This is a genomic window from Streptomyces sp. AC555_RSS877, from assembly GCF_019049245.1.
In the GTDB taxonomy this organism is placed as follows: domain Bacteria; phylum Actinomycetota; class Actinomycetes; order Streptomycetales; family Streptomycetaceae; genus Streptomyces.
The window spans coordinates 60,200-79,038 of record NZ_JAGMUK010000218.1; the positions used below are offsets into that span (position 1 = coordinate 60,200).

At 73.0% G+C, this 18,839-nt stretch carries 15 protein-coding genes and 1 pseudogene; 8 read left to right on the forward strand and 8 right to left on the reverse strand.

Translation table 11 applies throughout. The features are described from left to right. Nucleotides 1–72: 72 nt before the first annotated feature. Both mptB and KUM49_RS49530 read left to right on the forward strand, forming a co-directional pair. Nucleotides 73–1,473, forward strand: coding sequence for a polyprenol phosphomannose-dependent alpha 1,6 mannosyltransferase MptB (mptB, locus tag KUM49_RS44060; protein ID WP_217242588.1), 1,401 nt, complete (start codon nt 73–75; stop codon nt 1,471–1,473). Then, nucleotides 1,470–2,873 (forward strand): glycosyltransferase 87 family protein, encoded by a 1,404-nt coding sequence (locus KUM49_RS49530; protein WP_254402728.1) that lies wholly within the window; start codon nt 1,470–1,472, stop codon nt 2,871–2,873. Before mptB ends, KUM49_RS49530 begins: the two co-directional genes overlap by 4 nt. A 59-nt stretch (nt 2,874–2,932) precedes the next feature. On the opposite strand, the pseudogene KUM49_RS44065 reads toward KUM49_RS49530, so the two are convergent. From KUM49_RS44065 to KUM49_RS44075, 3 genes and pseudogenes are all read right to left on the reverse strand, one after another. Next, a pseudogene (locus tag KUM49_RS44065) lies at nt 2,933–3,769 on the reverse strand (D-alanyl-D-alanine carboxypeptidase family protein); the annotation flags it as partial. A gap of 106 nt (nt 3,770–3,875) precedes the next feature. After that, complete coding sequence (rho, locus tag KUM49_RS44070) at nt 3,876–5,018, reverse strand: transcription termination factor Rho (RefSeq protein WP_217242590.1); 1,143 nt, start codon at nt 5,016–5,018, stop codon at nt 3,876–3,878. Between the two features lie 287 nt (nt 5,019–5,305). Next, nucleotides 5,306–6,133 (reverse strand): class I SAM-dependent methyltransferase, encoded by an 828-nt coding sequence (locus tag KUM49_RS44075; RefSeq protein WP_217242591.1) that lies wholly within the window; start codon nt 6,131–6,133, stop codon nt 5,306–5,308. A gap of 169 nt (nt 6,134–6,302) precedes the next feature. Here KUM49_RS44075 and KUM49_RS44080 point away from each other — a divergent pair, with 169 nt between their 5' ends. The 4 genes from KUM49_RS44080 (at nt 6,303) to KUM49_RS49535 (ending at nt 12,173) form a co-directional block, all read left to right on the forward strand. Next, complete coding sequence (locus KUM49_RS44080) at nt 6,303–7,022, forward strand: nuclear transport factor 2 family protein (protein WP_217242592.1); 720 nt, start codon at nt 6,303–6,305, stop codon at nt 7,020–7,022. Then, nucleotides 7,019–7,300, forward strand: coding sequence for a YciI family protein (locus KUM49_RS44085; RefSeq protein WP_217242593.1), 282 nt, complete (start codon nt 7,019–7,021; stop codon nt 7,298–7,300). The genes KUM49_RS44080 and KUM49_RS44085 overlap by 4 nt, the downstream gene beginning before the upstream one ends. Beyond that, nucleotides 7,297–8,559 carry an RNA polymerase sigma factor gene (locus KUM49_RS44090; RefSeq protein ID WP_217242594.1) on the forward strand — a complete coding sequence of 421 codons (1,263 nt, stop codon included), beginning with the start codon at nt 7,297–7,299 and terminating at the stop codon, nt 8,557–8,559. Before KUM49_RS44085 ends, KUM49_RS44090 begins: the two co-directional genes overlap by 4 nt. A gap of 269 nt (nt 8,560–8,828) precedes the next feature. Then, nucleotides 8,829–12,173 (forward strand): SpoIIE family protein phosphatase, encoded by a 3,345-nt coding sequence (locus KUM49_RS49535; RefSeq protein WP_308407008.1) that lies wholly within the window; start codon nt 8,829–8,831, stop codon nt 12,171–12,173. A 35-nt stretch (nt 12,174–12,208) separates the two neighbouring features. Here KUM49_RS49535 and KUM49_RS44105 read toward each other — a convergent pair whose 3' ends face one another. Next, nucleotides 12,209–13,561, reverse strand: coding sequence for a family 16 glycosylhydrolase (locus tag KUM49_RS44105; RefSeq protein WP_217242595.1), 1,353 nt, complete (start codon nt 13,559–13,561; stop codon nt 12,209–12,211). A 382-nt stretch (nt 13,562–13,943) separates the two neighbouring features. Here KUM49_RS44105 and KUM49_RS44110 point away from each other — a divergent pair, with 382 nt between their 5' ends. After that, nucleotides 13,944–14,669 (forward strand): class I SAM-dependent methyltransferase, encoded by a 726-nt coding sequence (locus KUM49_RS44110; RefSeq protein WP_217242596.1) that lies wholly within the window; start codon nt 13,944–13,946, stop codon nt 14,667–14,669. Nucleotides 14,670–15,027: 358 nt separating this feature from the next. On the opposite strand, the gene KUM49_RS44115 is transcribed toward KUM49_RS44110, so the two are convergent. The 3 genes from KUM49_RS44115 to KUM49_RS44125 form a co-directional block, all read right to left on the reverse strand. Further along, nucleotides 15,028–16,194 carry a serine hydrolase domain-containing protein gene (locus KUM49_RS44115; protein ID WP_217242597.1) on the reverse strand — a complete coding sequence of 389 codons (1,167 nt, stop codon included), beginning with the start codon at nt 16,192–16,194 and terminating at the stop codon, nt 15,028–15,030. Between the two features lie 112 nt (nt 16,195–16,306). Continuing rightward, nucleotides 16,307–16,711, reverse strand: coding sequence for a nuclear transport factor 2 family protein (locus KUM49_RS44120; RefSeq protein ID WP_217242598.1), 405 nt, complete (start codon nt 16,709–16,711; stop codon nt 16,307–16,309). A gap of 10 nt (nt 16,712–16,721) precedes the next feature. Beyond that, nucleotides 16,722–17,690 carry an acetylxylan esterase gene (locus tag KUM49_RS44125; protein ID WP_217242599.1) on the reverse strand — a complete coding sequence of 323 codons (969 nt, stop codon included), beginning with the start codon at nt 17,688–17,690 and terminating at the stop codon, nt 16,722–16,724. A gap of 102 nt (nt 17,691–17,792) precedes the next feature. Between KUM49_RS44125 and KUM49_RS44130 the strand changes: the two genes are divergently transcribed. Beyond that, nucleotides 17,793–17,930, forward strand: a complete 138-nt coding sequence (locus KUM49_RS44130) for a hypothetical protein (RefSeq protein WP_217242600.1) — start codon at nt 17,793–17,795, stop codon at nt 17,928–17,930. Between the two features lie 213 nt (nt 17,931–18,143). Here the strand turns inward: KUM49_RS44130 and KUM49_RS44135 are convergent, their stop codons facing one another. Next, entirely contained in the window at nt 18,144–18,728 is a 585-nt protein-coding gene (locus KUM49_RS44135; RefSeq protein ID WP_217242601.1) for a hypothetical protein, read from the reverse strand. Between the last annotated feature and the right edge of the window lie 111 nt (nt 18,729–18,839).

Sequence of the window (18,839 nt, forward strand, 5' to 3'; positions counted from 1 at the left end):
GGGGCCCCCGCCCGGAGACGGGTACGTCGCTTTACGGCCACCCGACGTTGACACGCTTCCCGAGTGTTGGCCATGGCTTTCCCCGTCGATCTCCGCCGCTGCCAGGTACTGGGCCTCGCCGGAACCGCCTTTCTCGCAGCGGGAGGTGAGACCGCGGGAGCCCTTCCGGTGCGTGAACTCCTGGCTCCGGCCTCCGCGCACGCCGTGCTCGGTCTGGTCGGCGCGTACTTCGGTGTCGTCCTGCTGATCGCGGCCTGGATCCTGCTCGGGCGGCTGATCCACGGATCCGAGCCGCCCGGCCCGCGCGCTGTGACGGGGATCCTGGTGCTCTGGGCGGCACCGCTGCTGCTCGCGCCCCCGCTGTTCAGCCGGGACGTGTACAGCTACCTCGCGCAGGGCGCCATGGTCGACGCCCACCTGGACGTCTACGCGCATGGCCCCGCCCGGCTCGGCGGCCCGCTCGCCGCCGAGGTCTCCCCGTTGTGGCGGCACACCGGAGCCCCGTACGGCCCGGTCTTCCTCGGCATGGCCTCCGCACTGTCCGGACTGACGCGGGGCGAACTCCCCGCCGGTGTCCTCGGGATGCGGGTCGTCGCGCTGCTCGGCGTCGGACTGATGGCCGCCGCGCTGCCCCGGCTCGCCCGGCACAGCGGCGTCGACCCGGCCGCCGCGCTCTGGCTCGGCGCCCTGAACCCGCTGGTCCTGCTCCACCTGGTCGCCGGCGCCCACAACGACGCCATCATGCTCGGCCTGCTCGGCGCCGGCCTGGTCGCGGCCCTGGGCCGGTGGCCGGCGCTGGGCGCCGTCCTCGTCACTCTTGCCGCGCTGGTCAAGGCGCCCGCCGTACTCGGGCTCGCCGCGGTCGTCGTCCTCCAGGTGGGCGCGGGACACGGCCGTACGAAGGCCGTCGTCACCACCGCGCTCGCCGCGTCGGCCACCACGGTCGCCGCGACCGCCGTCGCCGGCACGGGATACGGCTGGGTGGGCGCCCTCGACACCCCCGTCTCGCCGCGGAACTGGGCCCTGACCAGCCTGCTCGGCCGGGCGACGCGGGCGCTGCTGGAGCGGGTCGGCAGCGATCTGGCGCCCCTTGCGGTCCCGGCGTGGCACGCCTTCGGGATCGTGGCGGCCGTGGTCGGCGTCCTCGTCATCTGGCTGCGGCTGCGTCCCCGGCCGGTGTACGCGCTGGGCCTGAGCCTGGCGGCCGTGGCCGCCCTCGGCCCGGCGATCCGCCCCTGGTACGCCCTGTGGGCCCTGTTCCTCATCGCCGCCGCGGCGCCCAGCGCCCCGGTGCGGCACCGGGTGGCCGCCGTGACGGGTGTGCTCGCGCTCGCCACCCTGCCCAGCGGCGGTCCGGCCGACACCGGGCAACTGGTCCTGGCGGTCTGCGGCGGTCTGCTCGCCGTGGTCGTCCTGTGGCACGTCCACCAGGCGGCTCCGGCGCCCGCCCCGGCGCCGGGGCGGGCGGCATGATGCCGGCCCGCACCGACCGCGCGAGGCTGCTGTTCGTGCTCGCGCTCGCCGCCGTCGTGACCGTGTTCACCGCGAGCGTGCCGCTGCTGCGCGACTGGTTCGACCTGCGCGTCTACCACGGGGCCGTGGACAGCTGGGTCCACCACGGCGGGCGGATCTACGACTACCGGGTGCCCGGGACGCCGTACGGCTTCACCTATCCGCCGTTCGCCGCCGTCGCCATGCTGCCGATGGCGATGCTCGACCTGCGCGCCGCGATCGCCGTCGCGCTGCTGCTCAACCTCGCCGCCCTGGCCGTGGTGCTGCGCATCCTCACCGGACCGGCCTGGCGGCGTTACGGCTGGTACGGCTGCGCCCTGGGCGCCTGTGCGCTCGCGCTGTTCGAACCGTTGCGCGACACCATCAGCTTCGGCCAGGTGAACCTCCTGCTGCTGGCACTCGTACTCGCCGACGCCCGGCTGCTCACCACCGGCCGGGGCCGCTGGGCGGGGGCCGGGATCGGTCTCGCGGCCGCGGTGAAGCTCACGCCGGTGCTCTTCATCGGGCTGCTGCTGCTCGCCCGGCGCCCCCGGGCCGCCGCGGTGGCGAGCGCCGTCACCGCCGCGGCGACGACGCTCGCGGCCTGCGTGGCGCCCGACGCCTCGCGCTTCTACTGGACCGAGGCGATGTGGGACACCACCCGGGTGGGCCGACTGGACTACGTCTCCAACCAGTCACTGCAGGGGGTCCTGGCCAGGCTGGGTGAACCGGACCGCGCGGTGTGGGCCGTGGCGGTCCTCCTGGTGCTGTGCGTGTGGGCGTTCCGCGCCCGCCGGGCGGTCGCCGCGGGGGAGTGGACGACCGCGTTCGCCCTCACCGGCCTGACCGCCTGCCTGGTCAGCCCGATCACCTGGGTGCACCACCTGGTCTGGCTGCTGCCGTCCTTCGCGGTTCTGGTCCGCGCCGGGCACCCGCGGACCGCGGGCGCCCTGTACGCGGTGCTGTGCACCAGCGTGGTCTGGCTGTGGTTCGACGACGCGTCCGGTGTCGGAGGATTCCTCGGTGGCAACGCCTACACCTGGATCACGCTCGGACTGCTGCTGTGGCTGCCGGTCGGTCAACTCCGCTCGGCAGCAACGGCCTTGCCCCGCAGCACCAGCACCAGCACCAGCGCCACGGCCCCGGCACCGAGCGCGGCGGCACCGGCGATCGCCCCCGTCCGGGGCCAACGAGGCCCGGTGTCCGTGGCGGGCAGCGCAGCCGCGGGCAGTGCGGTCGCGGACAGTGCGGCCGGTCCGGAGCGCGGCTTCGCCCGGAGTGCGTCGAGCGAACCCACCGGCTCCACACGACCGGCCGCGGCGAAGCCCCAGTCGAGCAGTTCCCGGGCTTCCTCGTACACGGCGAAGCCGCCGCCCGCCTGAGGGTTCATCACCGTCACGACGAGCGTGCGCCCGTCCCGGCGGGCGGCGGCGACGATCGTGTTGCCGGCGTTGCTGGTGTAGCCGTTCTTGATGCCGATCAGCCCCCGATACCGCCGCACGCCGTCGTCTCCGGTCAGCAGCCGGTTGGTGTTCCGGATCGGGTACGACCGTCCGCGGCGGCCGGGGAACCTGGCGTCGACCGTGCCGCAGTACCGAGTGAACTCCGCGTTGCGCAGCCCTGCCCGGCCGAACACCGCGAGGTCGTAGGCCGAGGACACCTGCCCCGGCATGTCGTACCCGTCCGGTGACACCACCCGCGTGTCCCGGGCGCCGAGGGCACGCGCCTTGGCCTGCATCCGCGCGGCCGTGGAGCGCCAGCCGCCGCTGAGTCCGGCCAGCACGTGCACGGCGTCGTTGCCGGAGTTGAGGAACACCCCGCGCCACAGGTCGGCGACCCGGTAGGTGCGGCCCTCCGCCACTCCGACCAGGCTGCTGCCGGAGCCGATCCCGGTCAGTTCCGCCTCACGGACCGTGTGCCGGATGCCGCGCGGGAGGGCCGGCAGCACGGTGAGGGCGAACAAGGTCTTCAGGGTGCTGGCGGGAGGCAGCCTGCGGTGCGCGTTGTGTGCGGCGAGCACCTCGCCGGTGCGGGAGTCGGCCACCAGCCACGAGAGCGCGGAGACGTCCGGCACCCCGGGCACCCCGGCGCGCGCCCGGATCTGGGTTCCGGAGCGGTACAGCAGGGCGGGCTGCGGGGTCGCCGCCCGCGGCACGCCGGGCGGGGAGGGGTCGGCCCCCGTGTGCCCCGCCGCGGCAGCGGGCGCGAACGCGAGCAGGCCCACCGCGCAGAGCGCAGAGGCGGCCAGGGCAGCCCGGGAAGTAAATCCGATCGTCATACCGCAAACGTAGGAATGAAGTCGTCGCACAGGGCGCTGCCCGGGCCGAGCGGGGCCCGCGAGCACCCGGATGCCGCATGCCGGGCCGCCGTTCCCGGGCGATTCGTCAGTCGGCGGGCAGCGTCGGCCGGATACGGCGCAGGAACGTCGCGTTGTCCGGGGTTTCACGCATCCGCTCCAGCAGGGTCTCCATGCTCGGCTGGCCGTCGCGGGTCTGCAGGGCTCGGCGCAGACCGCGTACGGCGGTCAACTCGGCCGGGGACAGGAGGAGTTCCTCGCGGCGGGTGCCGGAGGGGTTGATGTCGACGGCCGGGAAGACGCGGCGGCCCGCGAGGTCTCGGCTCAGGCGCAGCTCCATGTTGCCGGTGCTCTTGAGCTCCTCGAAGAAGAAGTCGTCGGCGCGCGAACCGGTCTCCACCAGGGCGGTGGCGAGGATGGTGAGCGAGCCGCCCTCCTCGGCCAGGCGGGCGGCGCCGAAGAACCGCTTGGGGCCGATCAGTGCGGTCGCGTCGACACCGCCGCTGAGGGTGCGGCCACCGGCGGCGGCCGCGTTGTTGTGGGCCCGGCACAGCCGGGTCAGGGAGTCGAGCAGGATGACGACGTCCTCGCCCTCCTCGACGAGCCGCTGGGCCCGCTCGATGACGAGTTCGGCGAGTGCGATGTGCTGCCTGGGCGCCTTGTCGAAGGTCGAGGCGTGCACCTCGCCGCGCACGGAGCGCCGCATGTCGGTGACCTCCTCGGGGCGTTCGTCGAGCAGCACCACCATCAGCCGGGCCTCGGGATGGTTGCCGGCGACGGCGGCCGCGATCTGCTGCAGGAGGACGGTCTTGCCGGTCTTGGGCGGGGCCACGATGAGCCCGCGCTGTCCCTTGCCGACGGGGGCGAGCAGGTCGGTGACGCGGCCGGTGAGCCCGGCCGCCGGGTGTTCGAGACGCAGCCGCTCCTGCGGGTGCAGCGGTGTCAGCTCGCGGAAGTGGCGACGGCCCCGCTGCTCCTGCAGGCCGCGTCCGTTGATCCGGGCGACTTCGCTGAGCACCCGCTGGGCGCCGCGTACGCCGTCGATGTGGTCGCCCTTGCGCAGGCCGTACCGGCGGATCAGCTGGGGAGGGACCTGGAGGTCGGAGGGCGTGGGGTGGAGGTCCAGGGGGCGCAGGTGCCCCTTCCCGTGCGCGTCGATGTCGAGGACGCCGGTGGCGACTCGGGCCGGGGCCTGCTGCTGGACAGGAGGGTGTTCGAGTGTGGTGGTCATGAGGGGTGGTCCTTTCACGGACGGAAGTGCTTGGGGCATGCGGAGGAAGGAAGGGGTGAAGCCGCGAGGGGAGGCGGAGCGAAGACACGCCTCGGCGGCGGGAACGCACCTCGGGCACGGCGCATGAGGCCTGCGACGAGGTGGTGCTGGGAAGCCGATGTGCCGGCCGTGGAACGGCGGGCGGTGCGGCTGGTGGAGAGGAACTGGCACCGGCGCCCGGAACGGGCGTACACAAGTGCTGACAGCAATGTACCACGCGGTGCGCGGTCAGGTCAGTGACGCGGGACTCAGCGTTGGGCCAGCAGGCCGTACAGGAGGGGGATGCGCGGCTCGGGGAGCCGCCACCAGCCGGACGGCGTACGGACCATCCGCGGCCAGCGCTGCCAGGGCAGTTCGTCGCTCTCCCGCAGTCGTCGCACGGTCAGTCCCGCTCCCGTCAACGCGCCGACGACCTCTCCTATTCCGTGCATCCACTCGTAGCTGTCGGTGGCGCCCTGGACGGGCGGGCCGTCGGTGTAGGTGTGGGTCGCGTCCCGGCGTACGGGGCCCTCGCCGCCCAGGTAGTTGTGGCGCAGCAGCAGCTCGGGTCCCTCGCCGGGGGCGGGCTTGGGGCCCAGCGAGTTGAGCAGCGGATGGAACTCGACGATGTACAACCGGCCTCCGGGACGCAGGAGTTGGGCCACGACCCCCGCCCAGCGCTCCAGGTCGGGCAGGTAGCACAGGGCGCCCTTGCCGGTGTAGACGACGTCGAACCGCCGTCCTTCCAGGGCCTCGACGGCGTCGTAGACGTTCGCGCACACGTACCCGACGTCCAGCCCCGCCTTGGCCGCGATGTCGTTCGCCGCCGCCACGGACGCCTCGGAGAAGTCGAGGCCGACGGCCCGGGCCCCGCGCCGGGCGAAGGCGAGCGTCTCGGTGCCGAGGTGGCACTGCAGATGGAGCACGTCGCGGCCGGCGAGGTCACCCAGGTCGTCCCACTCGAAGGCGCCGAACCAGCGCTCGGGGTCGAGGTCCTGGTCGAGTCCGTAGAACCGGCTGGCGAGGTGGACGGGGGTGCGGGCGTCCCAGTTCGCCCGGTTGACCCGCATCAGCCGCTCGTGCTCGTCGGTGGTCATGACGGCATCCAACCGTGAACGGTCCCGGACCACCAGCCAGAGGGAAGCGGCGGCGGGCCCGCCCTTCGCCCCGGCCTCCTTTCGTACGACTCGTGCGACCGGCATGTCGATTTCGCGGGGTCCCGTTCGTCGGTGGGGTGTAGGAAGCTCAAGAGCACCGGGAGGACCCATGAAGTACATGCTGCTCGTCTGCGGTGACGACACCGCCGACGCCTCGGGGATGGCTCCCGTCGAGCCCTGGGTCGAAGGGCTCGGCGACCGCGGCGTACGACTGCACGGCCACCGGCTGGCCCTGCCCACCGACGCCGTCACCGTCCGGGTGCGCGACGGCGAAGTGCTGCGCACCGACGGGCCGTTCGCGGAGACCAAGGAGTATGTCGCGGGCTTCGACGTGCTGGAGTGCGACAGTCTTCAGGAGGCGATCGAGGCGGCCGCCCAGCACCCGGTGGCGGCCATCGGGGCCATGGAGGTGCGCCCCTTCTGGGAGGACGAGGACCACGAGGGCGAGATCCGCCGGCTCGACGCCGAACTCACCGCGGCGGCCCGCGAACGTGACGTCGACCGACTGCTGGCCTGCTACGCGCCGGACGTCGAGGCCTTCCACCTGGCCACCGGTCAGGAACCGCACGGCATCGACGCCTTCCGCAAGGCGGCGGACGCGGTGTTCGCGTCCGTTGACGGGCCCGTCACCCGCGAGGTGCTGGAGTTCCGCGTCCATGTCGACGAGAGCATCGCCTTCGGCCACGCCCTCGTGCGGCTGCGCGCCCCCCGCGCGGACGGCGAACCACTGGACGACATGGTGCGCGTGACCACCGGCTACCGGAACATCGGGCCGCGCTGGGTGATCGCCCACGAGCACGTGTCGGTCGCGCTGGAAGGACGGCCGTGAAGTACCTGCTGTTCGTCTGTCTGCCGGCGGGCGCCGAGGACGCACGCCCCTTCGACGGGGCCACCGCGCGTCTGCGCCCGCCGGACGACGCGACCACCGTGCGGGTCGAGGACGACGAAGTCCTGCTCAGTGACGGGCCGTTCACCGGGGACGACGCGTACGTGACCGCGGTCGACCTCGTCGAGGCCGACGACCTGGACGAGGCGATCGCGCTCGCCGCCCGGCACTCCTGCCTGGTCCGCGGCGGTCCGGTGGAGGTGCGGCCGGTCTGGGAGTGAACAAGGGGCGCGCGGCGAACGACGTCGAGAAAGCGGTCGCCGCCGCCTTCCGTGAGGAATGGGGCCAGGTCGTCGCCACCCTGATCAGGGTGACCGGCGACTGGGACCTCGCCGAGGAGTGCGCCCAGGACGCCTTCGCCCAGGCCCTCGGCCGGTGGCGCCGTGACGGGGTGCCGCTCCGCCCCGGTGCCTGGCTGACGACGACCGCCCGCAACCGGGCCGTCGACGTACGGCGCCGGGAGGCGGTGGGCGCGGAGAAGCTGAGGGAGGTGGCGGTGCTGGCGCGGGACGAGCCGTCGTACGAGGGCGAGGGTGAGGACGGCGGGGTGGGGGACGACCGGCTGCGGCTCATCTTCACCTGCTGTCACCCGGCGCTGCCGATCGAGGCCCGGGTCGCGCTGACGCTGCGCACGCTCGCCGGGCTCACCACACCGGAGATCGCCCGCGCCTTCCTCGTCCCCGAGGCGACCATGGCGCAACGCCTGGTGCGGGCCAAGCGGAAGATCCGCAACGCCGGCATCCCGTACCGCGTGCCGCCCGCCCATCTGCTGCCCGAACGGACGACCGGTGTGCTCGGCGTGGTCTACCTCCTCTTCAACGAGGGGTACGCGGCCACGTCCGGCGCCGATCGCGTCCGGGCGAACCTCTGCGCCGAGGCGGTCCGGCTGGCCCGAGTCCTGGCCCGCCTCATGCCGGACGAGCCCGAGGTGCTCGGTCTGCTCGCCCTCCTGCTGCTGCACGACGCCCGCCGGGCCACCCGGGTGGACGCGGCCGGCGATCCGGTGAGCCTGGAGGACCAGGACCGTACGGTGTGGGACCGGGCGGAGGCCGAGGAGGGCGCCGCCCTGCTGGAGAACGCACTGCGGCGCGGCCGCCCCGGCCCCTACCAGATCCAGGCCGCCGTCGCCGCCTGCCACACCACCGCACCCACGGCGGCGGAGACCGACTGGGCCGACATCGCCGGGCTGTACGGCGAACTGGAGCGGTTCGTGCCGTCGGCCGTGGTCCGCCTCAACCGCGCGGTGGCCGTCGGCATGTCGGAGGGGCCGCAAGCGGGCCTCACGCTGGTGGCGGAGCTGGAACGCGAGGGCGAGCTGGCCGACTACCACCTGCTGCCCGCCACCCGCGCCGACCTGCTGCGCCGCGCCGGGCGTCCCAGGGAGGCGGCCCAGGCGTACGAGCGGGCGCTGGAGCTCGTGGAGAACGACGCGGAGCGGCGGTTCCTGGAGCGGCGGCTCGTGGAGTGTCGATCCGCGTAGCGGCCGTTCGTCGGTGGAGTGACAACAGCTCCCACCACCGGAGGCCTGGCTGAGCGCTGTGCGCCGTGATGACCGACCGACGGCACCGGCCGCCCCCGACGCGTACGACGGGCCGGGCACCCCCGACGTCCGGCCGGCGGCGCTCCGCCTGGGCCGTTGACCGGCATTGTGATGCCAGTCACAGAAGGGCTAGGGTGAAGTCGCTCGGAGTACGCCGGGCGGCGTGTCGAACCGCGGTGCGCGACCCGGCCCGTCTCCGGGTGAGGGAAGTGATCCCCTTGTCCGTCGCCTGGGACGACATCGGCGGACTCGTCGATGCCCACGAACGTTTCCTGGCCGGGGCGCTCGTCGACGCCACGGTCCGGGACTCGGTGCTCGACTCCTGGAAACGATGCAGGTCGGCGGGGCTCGAGCCGGACCAGCTGCTGGTCCCGTACGCCCCGGACCTGATGCTGGAGGACCGGTTCCTGCGCGCCGCCGACCCGGTTCTGGCGGATCTGAGCGCGTCGCTCACCGAGGTCGGCATGACCATCGCTCTCTGCGACGCGAGAGGCCGCATGGTCCAGCGGCTCGGCGGCGACCGGCAGCTCCGCGACCGCCTCGACGAGGTGCGGTTCGCGCCCGGCTTCGACGCTTCCGAGCGGGTCGTCGGCACCAACGGCGTCGGCACCGCGCTCGCCGAGCGAAGCCCCGTCTTCGTCGTCGGCCGTGAACACTTCGCCGACTGCCTCCAGCCCTTCGCCTGCGCCGGAGCGCCCGTCCGCGACCCCTTCAGCGGACGTATCGAGGCCGTCCTCGACCTGACCTGCCTGCGCACCGACAGCGACCCCACCATGCTGCGGCTGGTCCGCGAGGCCGCCCGCGGCATCGAGGCACGGCTGCTGGAGCAGTCCACGCAGCGCGAGCGGGCGCTGCTCGCGGCGTACCGGCGAGCGGGCCCCGACGTGGGCGGGTGGCCGCGCCAGCCCCGACTCGCGGCAGCCGACCTGGGAGACGGCCGCGGCGACGGCGGCCTCGGCCGCATCGACCTGGCAGTACTGCGGGAGAAGGCCGAGGAACTCCTCGCCTCGCCCCAGCGCACCCTCGACGAGGTCGTCCTGTCCGGCGGCCGTGTCGCCACCTTGCTGCGCCGCCCGGTCATGGGCGCGGCGGGCGAGACCGGCGTGGTGGTCGAGGCCCGGATCCTCGGCGGACCACGACTGCGCCAGGCCGGATCAGCGGCGGCGGGGACGGGCTCGACGAGTCTGCCGGAGGCCGGGGTGACCGGGTCCGGATCGATGGTGGCGGGGGTGGCTGCGGCGGGACCGCCAGGGGCCGGGATGACGGCTGCCGAGGTGACGGCTCTCGGCGTGACGGGGGTCGGATCGGCGGCGGGCCCGCCCGGGGCCGAGGTGACCCCGGCCGGACCCGCCAAGGACGGGGCGCCTTCGGCGGGACCGGCAGAGGCCGGGATGACGGCTGCCGAGGTGACGGCTCTCGGCGTGACGGGGGTCGGATCGGCGGCGGGCCCGCCCGGGGCCGAGGTGACCCCGGCCGGACCCGGGGAGGACGGGGCGCTTTCGGCGGGACCGGCAGAGGCCGGGACGACCGCCGCCGGGACGCCCTCGTCCAACAGCGTGACGGACGTGCCGCCCGCACCCGCGCCGACGGCTGCCCGGGCCCTCGCGGAGGCGCCGGCCGCGCCGGTACCCGTGCCCGCGCCGACCGCGGGCGCCGGCACACTCCTGCCCGCCCCGCCCGCCAAGCCACCCGTGCCGACCCTGCGCCCGCTCGTCGCCGTGCCGTCCGTGACCGTCCCCGCCGCACCACAACCCGCGCCCGCCGCGGACACCGACTCCTCGTCGGCCCGCACCCGGCCCGGCGAGGACGACGGCGGGACCGACGACCGCCTGCTGCTCGTCGGCGAGCCGGGGGTCGGTCGGCTCGCCGTGCTGGCCCGCCGGCGCCTGGAGCTGTTGCACGACGCCGGCGTCCGCATCGGCACCACCCTCGACGTCACGCGCACGGCCGAGGAGCTGACGGAGGTGGCCGTCTCCCGGTTCGCCGACTTCACGGCCGTGGATCTCCCGGACGCGGTGCTGCAGGGCGACGAGCCGGGCCCGTTCGGATCCGGTGGCCAGTTGCGCCGGATCGCGTTGGGCTCCGTCCAGAAGGTGCCCTACCTGTACGGCGTCGGCGACCCGGTCCACTACCTGCCGTCCACCCCGCAGGCCCGCAGCCTGGAGAGCAGGCAGTCCGTACTCGAACCCGTGCTCGTCGAGGCCGAGGGCTGGCTTGCCCAGGACCCGGCACGGCTCGAACAGGTCCTCGCGGCCGGCATCCACTCCCTGATCACCGTGCCGCTCCGAGCACGCGGTGCGACCCTCGGCGTGGTCAGCTTCTACCGCTCCGAGAAGCCCGCCCCGTTCGAGGAGGACGACCTCTCCCTGGCCCAGGAACTGGCCGGCCGCGCGGCGATCTGCATCGACAACGCCCGCCGCTACACCCGCGAGCACAACACGGCCCTCGCCCTGCAGCGCAGCCTGCTGCCCCGGGGCCGGCCCGAGCAGAGCGCCGTCGACGTCGCCTACCGCTATCTGCCCGCGCAGGCCGGGGTGGGCGGCGACTGGTTCGACGTCATCCCGCTCTCCGGCGCCCGGGTCGCCCTCGTCGTCGGCGACGTCGTCGGCCACGGACTGCACGCCGCCGCCACCATGGGCCGGCTGCGGACCGCCGTACACAACTTCTGCTCCCTGGACCTGCCGCCCGACGACCTCCTCACCCACCTCGACGACCTGGTCGGACGTCTCGACCGGGGCGAGGGCTGGGCGGTGGACAACAGCCAGGCCGACTGCGGAATCGTCGGAGCGACCTGTCTGTACGCCGTTTACGATCCGGTGTCCCGGCGCTGCACCCTCACCCGCGCCGGGCACCCCTTCCCCGCCGTCGTCGCCCCCGATGGCACGGTGGAGTTCGTCGAGCTGCCCTCGGCGCCGCCGCTCGGACTCGGCGGGATGCCCTTCGAGACCGTCGAGCTGGAGCTGGCCGAAGGCAGCCAACTCGTCCTCTACACCGACGGCCTGATCGAGGACCGGCACCGGGACATCGACTCCGGCCTCGACCTGCTGCGGACCGTCCTGGCCCATGCCGACCGGGCGCCGGAGGACACCTGCGAGGCGGTCCTCGACGCCCTGCTGCCGGAGCGGCCCAGCGACGACGTGGCCCTCCTCGTCGCCCGCACGCACGTCCTGGGGCCCGATCAGGTCGCCCAGTGGGACCTGCCCAGCGATCCGGCGGTCGTCTCCCGTGCCCGCGCGGCGGTCACCGAGCAGCTGGCCGCCTGGGGCCTGGAGGACCTCGCCTTCTGCACCGAACTCATCGCCAGCGAACTGGTCACCAACGCCATCCGCCATGCCACCGGCCCGGTCCAGCTCCGGCTGCTCCGCGACCGCGCACTCATCTGCGAGGTCTCCGACGGCAGCAGCACCTCACCCCGGCTGCGCCGCGCCCGCACCGAGGACGAGGGCGGACGCGGCCTCTTCCTCGTCGCCCAGCTCACCGAACGCTGGGGGACCCGCTACACCCCGAACGCCAAGATCATCTGGACCGAGCAGCCCCTGCCGCACACCTCATGAGGCGACCAGCGCGTTGGTCGGGAAATCCGACAGGGTCAGTGCTGCCAGACCCTCACATAGTCGACCATCATGTCGGCGGGAGTCAGCCTTGGACCGCCGTGCTGATCGCTGACCCCGTTGTTGAGGATCAGGTACATCGGTTGTGACGTGATTCCGGACGTGATCTGTCCGACCTGCTTTCCGTCGTAGTAGTAGGTGACGGAACCCGATTTCCATTCGGCGCCGTACGTGTGCCATCCGGTGAAGTCACCGGACGCGCAGCCGCCGGGGCCGCCCGCATCGGAATGGAAGTGGTAGCACGCGCGGCCGCCCAGCCCTTCCATGACGTCCATTTCACCGTCGGTCGGCCAGTTCTGCCCGTCGGTCCAGAAAGCGGGCCAGTTGGCGATCTGTGAGTCGGACCCCGGTGAGTAGATTCTGGCCTCGAAAGCGCCATAGGTGAACTGGGCTTTGTCGTTGCTCTCGACCAGGCCGGAACGGTACGGGTAGGTGATGCCGTTGACCGTGGTCTGCTGCTGAACTGCCGTCAGGTGCAGCGAGCCGCCGCTGACACTGACCTGGGACGGGGCGTAGGCACCGATTTCGGCGGAATTGACCGGCTTTGTGGTGCAGGTGGGGCAGCCCAGCCAGTTGGGGTTCCACTTCGTGGAGTCGAGCGTGGTGCCGCTGAACTCGTCACCGAACACCTTCCGCCAGGTGCCGGGTATGCCCAGCGGAAGGGCCGAGTCGGTCACGGGGGTCTGGGTGGGTGTGGGTGCCGCGGTGGTGCCAGGGGTGACGGTCGGGCTCGGGCTGGTGCTCGGGCTGGGTGCCGAGGACGGGGCAGGGCTCGCACTCGCGGTGGGGCTAGGAGAAGTGCTCGCGCTGCCGGAGGTGAACGTCTTCGCCGGGGGCAGTTGGTACCGTTTGCCCTGAATCTTGTAGGTGACGAAATAGGTGTACGTACCTGCGGGAAACGTGCGGCTGCCCGACGTGAAGGTCGTCCCGGAGGTGCCCAGTCTCGCTGAGGTCGTACCAGGAAAGTCGAAGTGCGAACCGTTTCCTGAGCGCGCGGCGACCGTCAGTTCCTGCACTTTTGTCGTGCGGTCGGAATGGAGTGTCGCGGTGGCCGCGAATTGTCCGCCGGGTGTTGCCGCGACCGACAGGGAGTCGACGGTCACGGTGGCCGATGTCGATGCGGGCTGGCTCGCTCGCGCCGTGGTGCCTGCGGCGACAACTGCCGCGGCGAGGAACAGCGGCGACAATTTGTGGACCATGGTGAGCCGGGGACGGCGTCTTGGTTTCTCGCTTTTGGTCATGTGCATGTGGTGGTCAACCTTTCCCCCCGCGTGTCCGCCTGTGAGTTCGCGATGGAGTGACTCGAACGCACTGGACTTTGCGGGAGTCAATTCCGGTCCGCAACCACCGTGTGCACCGCGGGACGGGTTCGTTAAATCCTCCCGTTCTCAAATGTGTATGTGTCGGGGGCCGGTTGAGGGAATCGAGCCCCGTGCTGTGATGTGCGCCATAGCGGTTTCGCTTTCCCTGTATATGGGACCTAATGGGCAAGTCGCCCGATTCTTGACGGAAGTGCCGGGTCGCGGAGTCCGGCCCGGCTTGCGGGCACGCGGAAGACAGCCGTCCGTGCACCCCAGAACTCCACCACCGCATCCCAGCCACAGCCGCGCCATCGAGGTCGATCGGCGGCGCCTCCTCGCGTACCGACCAGGCGGCCCGGTTGTGCTCACCCGAACCGCGCTTCCGCCTCCCGGTGCGCCTAAGCTGATCCGGGTGTTCAGCCCCGAAGGCCCCAGTCTCCGCGAGCTCGCCGTCCAGGCGCTGTCGTCCGTCGAACGCGGTTACGACCTGCTCGCCCCGAAGTTCGACCACACCCCCTTCCGCACGCCCGAGCCGGTGCTAGACGCCGTCGCCTCGGCGCTGGGGCGCATGGGCCCCTTCGACGCCGGGCTCGACCTGTGCTGCGGGACCGGCGCCGGCGTGCCCGTGCTGGCACAGGTGTGCCGGCGGAGCGTCACCGGGGTCGACTTCAGCGCGGGCATGCTCGACGTCGCACGGGAGCGCACCAGGCCCGCCGGGCCGCAGGTGTCCTGGGTGCGCGCGGACGCCCGTGCCCTGCCGTTCGGCCCCGCCTTCGATCTCGTCGTCAGCTTCGGTGCCTTCGGGCACTTCCTGCCGCGCGAACTGCCCGGCCTGTTCGCCCAAGTCCACGGTGTCCTGCGCCCTGGCGGGAGCTTCGTCTTCCCCGTGCTCGCCCCGCCGCGCCCCACGTCCCCCGCCTACTGGATGCTGCTGGGCTTCGACGCCGTGATGCGGGTGCGCAACGCCGTGTGGCGGCCGCCGTTCGTCATGTACTACCGGGCCTTCCGGCTCTCGGAGGTACGGCGGGAGCTGGAGCGCACCGGATTCGAGGTGGACCTGCACACCCTGCCCGAGTTCGGGCGCCGACGGGACGGCAGCCCGCGGGTCCGGATGGTCGTCGCCCGACGGCTGCCGTAGCCGGGCACAGACGTCTGACCCCGGGGGGCCAGGCGAAGCGGCGTACCGACGGCAGGAGTTCTCGCTCCGAGACCCCGAATGATCGCCTCCTCCGCGCGCGGCCGGGCTTCACCGGGACGGGCTTGTCGCAGCTGCCCGGGTGTGGCGGGCCCGCCGTGTGCCACAGGCTGCCCGCCTTGCCCGCGTGCACCCGGCTGCCTTCCCCGGCACCTGCCGCCCCCGCCGCGACCGGCCGGTCGGCGCCACGGGATGCGGCTGCCCGCCACGGCAGTTGAGCGATCCGGGCGTCGATCGCCTCGACGCCTCGGGTTTCCGTCGTGCAGCGGTGCTTACGGCATCCGCGCCGAGGCCGGTGGCGTCACAACGCCCCGTACAGGGCGTCGATCAGTGCCATCTTCCGCGGGTCGTCGGCGATGTGAGGCCCCATGCGGTTCATCACGTACCCCAGTGACACTCCGGCCTCCGGGTCGGCCAATCCGCACGAGCCGCCGAAGCCGTCGTGTCCGAAAGCCCGCGGGTTGGGCCCGTACGACCCGTTCGGCCCGCTGAGCCACAGGCCCAGGCCTATCTCCGTGTCATGCTCGAAACCGGCGCCCAGCACCAGGTCGCGGCAGCTGCCCTGCCCCTCGCGCACCCGCTCGGCGGCCTCGGGGGAGAGGACGCGGTGACCGTCGTACGAGCCCCGGCCCGCGAAGACGCCGTAGAGCGCGGCGACGGCCCGCGTGGTGCCGTGGCCGTTCGCGGCGGGAACCTCGGCCGCGCGCCAAGCGGGCGTGTTGGCCTCGGCCGCGCCCACCGGAGGGTTGGCGATCGCGGCGATCGCGGCGGGCGTCAACTGACGGAACACCGCGGCCTGTTCACTGCTCGACGCAGCCGGCGGGTGCACCAGCTCGGCGACCCGCCCGGCCTCCTTCTCCGGCAGCCCGACGGTGAAGTCGATCCCGAGCGGAGCGGTCACCTCCCGCTCCAGGAACGCACCCGGCAGCAGCCCCGACACGCGTCGTACGACCTCCCCGACCAGGAAGCCGTACGTCAGCGCGTGATACCCGGACCGGGTCCCCGGCTCCCACCAGGGCTCCGTCGCGGCGAGCCGCCCAACGGTCAGCTCCCAGTCGCAGAGCTGGGCGAGGGTGTGCGGCTCGCGCAGCCCCGCCAGCCCGGCCCGGTGCGAGAGCAGATGCCGTACGAGGACCTTCTCCTTGCCCGCCGCGGCGAACTCCGGCCAGTACAGGGCCACCGGCGCGTCGAAGTCGAGCAGCCCACGGTCGGCGAGGATGTGCGCGCACAGGGCGACCGGGCCCTTCGTCGTCGACCACACGTTGACCAGCGTGTCGCGCTCCCACGGGCGGGTGCCCGCCGCGTCGGACCAGCCGCCCCACAGGTCCACCACCGTCTCGCCGCCGGCCACCACGGTGACCGCGGCACCCAGCTCCCCGCGGTCCCGGAAGTTCTCCTCGAACACCGTGCGCACCGCGCCGAAGCGCTCGTCGCAGTGGCCGTGGACCGCCGGCTCGTTCTGGGACATAAACCCTCCGTCGCCTTCCGGAAGTCCGGGCCGCCGTGCCGCGACCCGGGCCCCAAGAACATACCGACTGGTCGGACCGGGCGGAAGGTGTCGTACACGAAGGCGGAAGGCCTCAGAGAAAGAAGAGCGCCCCTTCCGGCTCGCGGTGACCCGCGATCGTGTGCCAGTAGTCGCGGGTCTCGACCGCCAGGCCGGCTCCGTCGAACCGCACGAAGACGCAGCCGGCCAGCGTGGACGCCTCGCCGGCCTCCTGGGAGAACACCCGGAACTCGGCCACCGCGACCCCGTCCCGGCCGACGACCGGCGGCGAGAACCGGACATCCGTCACCTGCTCCTGGGCGAACGACCAGCGCAGGTACTCCGCCAGTCCGGCCCGGCCGCGGTGTGGCTCGCGGAAGGGCATGGAACGGTGCACGCAGTCCTCGGCGTACAGCTCCAGCAGCCCCTCCACGTCGTACCGGGCCCAGGACCGCTCCCAGACGCGCACGAACCGCTCCGCGGCCTCATCCGGCTCCACGCGCGGCCTCTCAGGCGTACGACCGCAGCCAGCGCACCTTGGCCGCCTCCTGGTAGGGCCCGCCGCCCTCGTGGTCGTTGAAGTCGTACACCTCGATCGTCTTCTCTTCGTGCGCCCAGCCGTTGAAGGCCGCGAAGACGGTGGAGGGCGGGCAGGTCTGGTCCTCCAGAGCCACCGAGAACAGGGCGGGGGCCCGGCCGCGGGACGCGAAGTGCACGCTGTCGAAGTAGGAGAGGGTGCGCAGGGCGTCCTCGGCGCGGCCGCGGTGCGTCTTGAGGTAGAGGCCGATCTCCCGGTACGGGTGGCGGTCCGTGAGCGTCGCCGCGCGCGGGTAGTCGCACAGGAACGGCACGTCCGGCGCGACGGCCGCCAGGTCCGGGACCAGACCGCCCACCGCGATCGTGATGCCGCCGCCCTGGCTGGCACCGATCGCCACGGTGCGCGCGGGATCGGCCAAAGGATGCGAGCGGGCGGCCTCGACGGCACGCACCGCGTCCGTGAACACCCGGCGGTAGTAGTAGTTCTCCGGGGCGTCGATGCCCCGCGTCATGAACCCGGGGTACGCGGGCGCGCCGCCCACCGGGTCGGCGGTACCACCGCCGCCGCCCCAGGCGCTGCCCTGACCGCGGGTGTCCATCACGAAGTGCGCCCGGCCCGTGGACGCCCACAGCAGATGCTCGTGCGGCAGACCGCGCCCACCGCCGTACCCGACGAACTCCACCACCAGCGGGATCGGCGCGGAGACCTCGGCGGGGATCGTGAACCAGCCCTTCACCGGGTGGCCGCCGAACCCGGAGAACGTCACGTCGTACACCTTGACGGTGGACAGACCCGTGTCGACGAGTTCGAAACGGGCGTCCAGATCGTGCTCGCGTGCCTCCTCGAGCGTCTTGGACCAGAACGCGTCGAAGTCCTCGGGCTCGGTCGACGCGCTGCGGTACTCGCGGAGCTCGTCGAGCGGAAGGTCGAACTGGGCCATCTGGAACCGCCTTTGCGGAGAGAGCGTGCGGATGATCACACCGTACGGTGATGATCGGACGACTCGCCAGGTCTTTTGCCTCGCACGCGACTGCACGGCCCCATGACGTCTGCCGTCGAAGCGCCGGTCGAGCTGGTGGAACTGCTGGTCAGGGACGCCGAACTGCTCGTCGTCGACGGGGGCGGGGTATCCCGGGCGGCTGCGTGCGGTCACGGGTGGTCGGGTCACCGGTCCCGCTGACTGGGACGCGCGGACGAAGTCGCCCGGTCGGCGCGGTGAGACCCGGTGGAGGGTTGGCCACGCTGCGGGCCCGCTCGGGCGTGGACGACGGTGGTCGCCGTGAAGGTACGGGGCGACCGGGGCGAACCGGTGCTGCCGGGACCGGCGGACGCGCTGCGGACCCATGGCGGAATCGCGCGGGGTATGCGGCGGCAGAACTGGTCGCCGGGCCGGTCACGCCCTGCGGCGCGTCCACTGCGGCTCGGTGAGGGCCCAGTCACGTTCCCACTCGGCCATCCGGCGACGGTTGGCCGCCCCGCGTACGACGGAGTGGCCGAGGAGCACCACCGCGGCCGCGCCGCCGGCCGCGCACGCGCCGATGGAGAGCGTGTGCTGCCAGACCGCGCTCTCGTCCGGCGGCGGGAGCACGCTGCGGCCCTTGCTGTCGAACCACACGTCCACCACCTCACCCCGTTGCGACCCCGCCGGCACACGTGCGCTGGCCGTCCGCGGGCCGGCTCCCGGCTCCGTCCAGCGCACGGTGGCCCGGTGGGCGTGCTCCCGGCCGCCCTGCACCGAGGGCAGTGAGCCGGCGGTCCTGCCGATGACCTCCGCGCGGACGCGATGGCGCTCGGCGCGCTGTTCCACCGCGGCCGCGCGGGCCTCGGAGTGGGCCCATGAGGCGGCGAACGCCCCGACCAGGGGAGCTCCCACACAGATCAGCACCGCGACGGCCAGCACCGTCCACGCCTCGACGACGTCCGACCGGCGCCGCAGCGGACTGCGCCGCCAGCGCCAGCCGCGCACCCGGGTTCGCATGTCGACCTCCGCACCGCGCACGCCTGCGAGTGCCCCCAAGCATCCAGTACCCGTTTCCCCGGCATCGTTCACCGGCGGCCCCGCGTTCGGGCCGCCGGACAGGAGTGCCCA

Coding starts and splice junctions, on each gene's coding strand:
- rho (WP_217242590.1), bottom strand. CDS start 5,018: ATGACCACCACACTCGAACACCCTCCTGTCCAGCAGCAGGCCCCGGCC.
- mptB (WP_217242588.1), top strand. CDS start 73: ATGGCTTTCCCCGTCGATCTCCGCCGCTGCCAGGTACTGGGCCTCGCC.
- KUM49_RS44075 (WP_217242591.1), bottom strand. CDS start 6,133: ATGACCACCGACGAGCACGAGCGGCTGATGCGGGTCAACCGGGCGAAC.
- KUM49_RS44080 (WP_217242592.1), top strand. CDS start 6,303: ATGAAGTACATGCTGCTCGTCTGCGGTGACGACACCGCCGACGCCTCG.
- KUM49_RS44130 (WP_217242600.1), top strand. CDS start 17,793: ATGACGTCTGCCGTCGAAGCGCCGGTCGAGCTGGTGGAACTGCTGGTC.
- KUM49_RS44115 (WP_217242597.1), bottom strand. CDS start 16,194: ATGTCCCAGAACGAGCCGGCGGTCCACGGCCACTGCGACGAGCGCTTC.
- KUM49_RS49530 (WP_254402728.1), top strand. CDS start 1,470: ATGATGCCGGCCCGCACCGACCGCGCGAGGCTGCTGTTCGTGCTCGCG.
- KUM49_RS44135 (WP_217242601.1), bottom strand. CDS start 18,728: ATGCGAACCCGGGTGCGCGGCTGGCGCTGGCGGCGCAGTCCGCTGCGG.
- KUM49_RS44125 (WP_217242599.1), bottom strand. CDS start 17,690: ATGGCCCAGTTCGACCTTCCGCTCGACGAGCTCCGCGAGTACCGCAGC.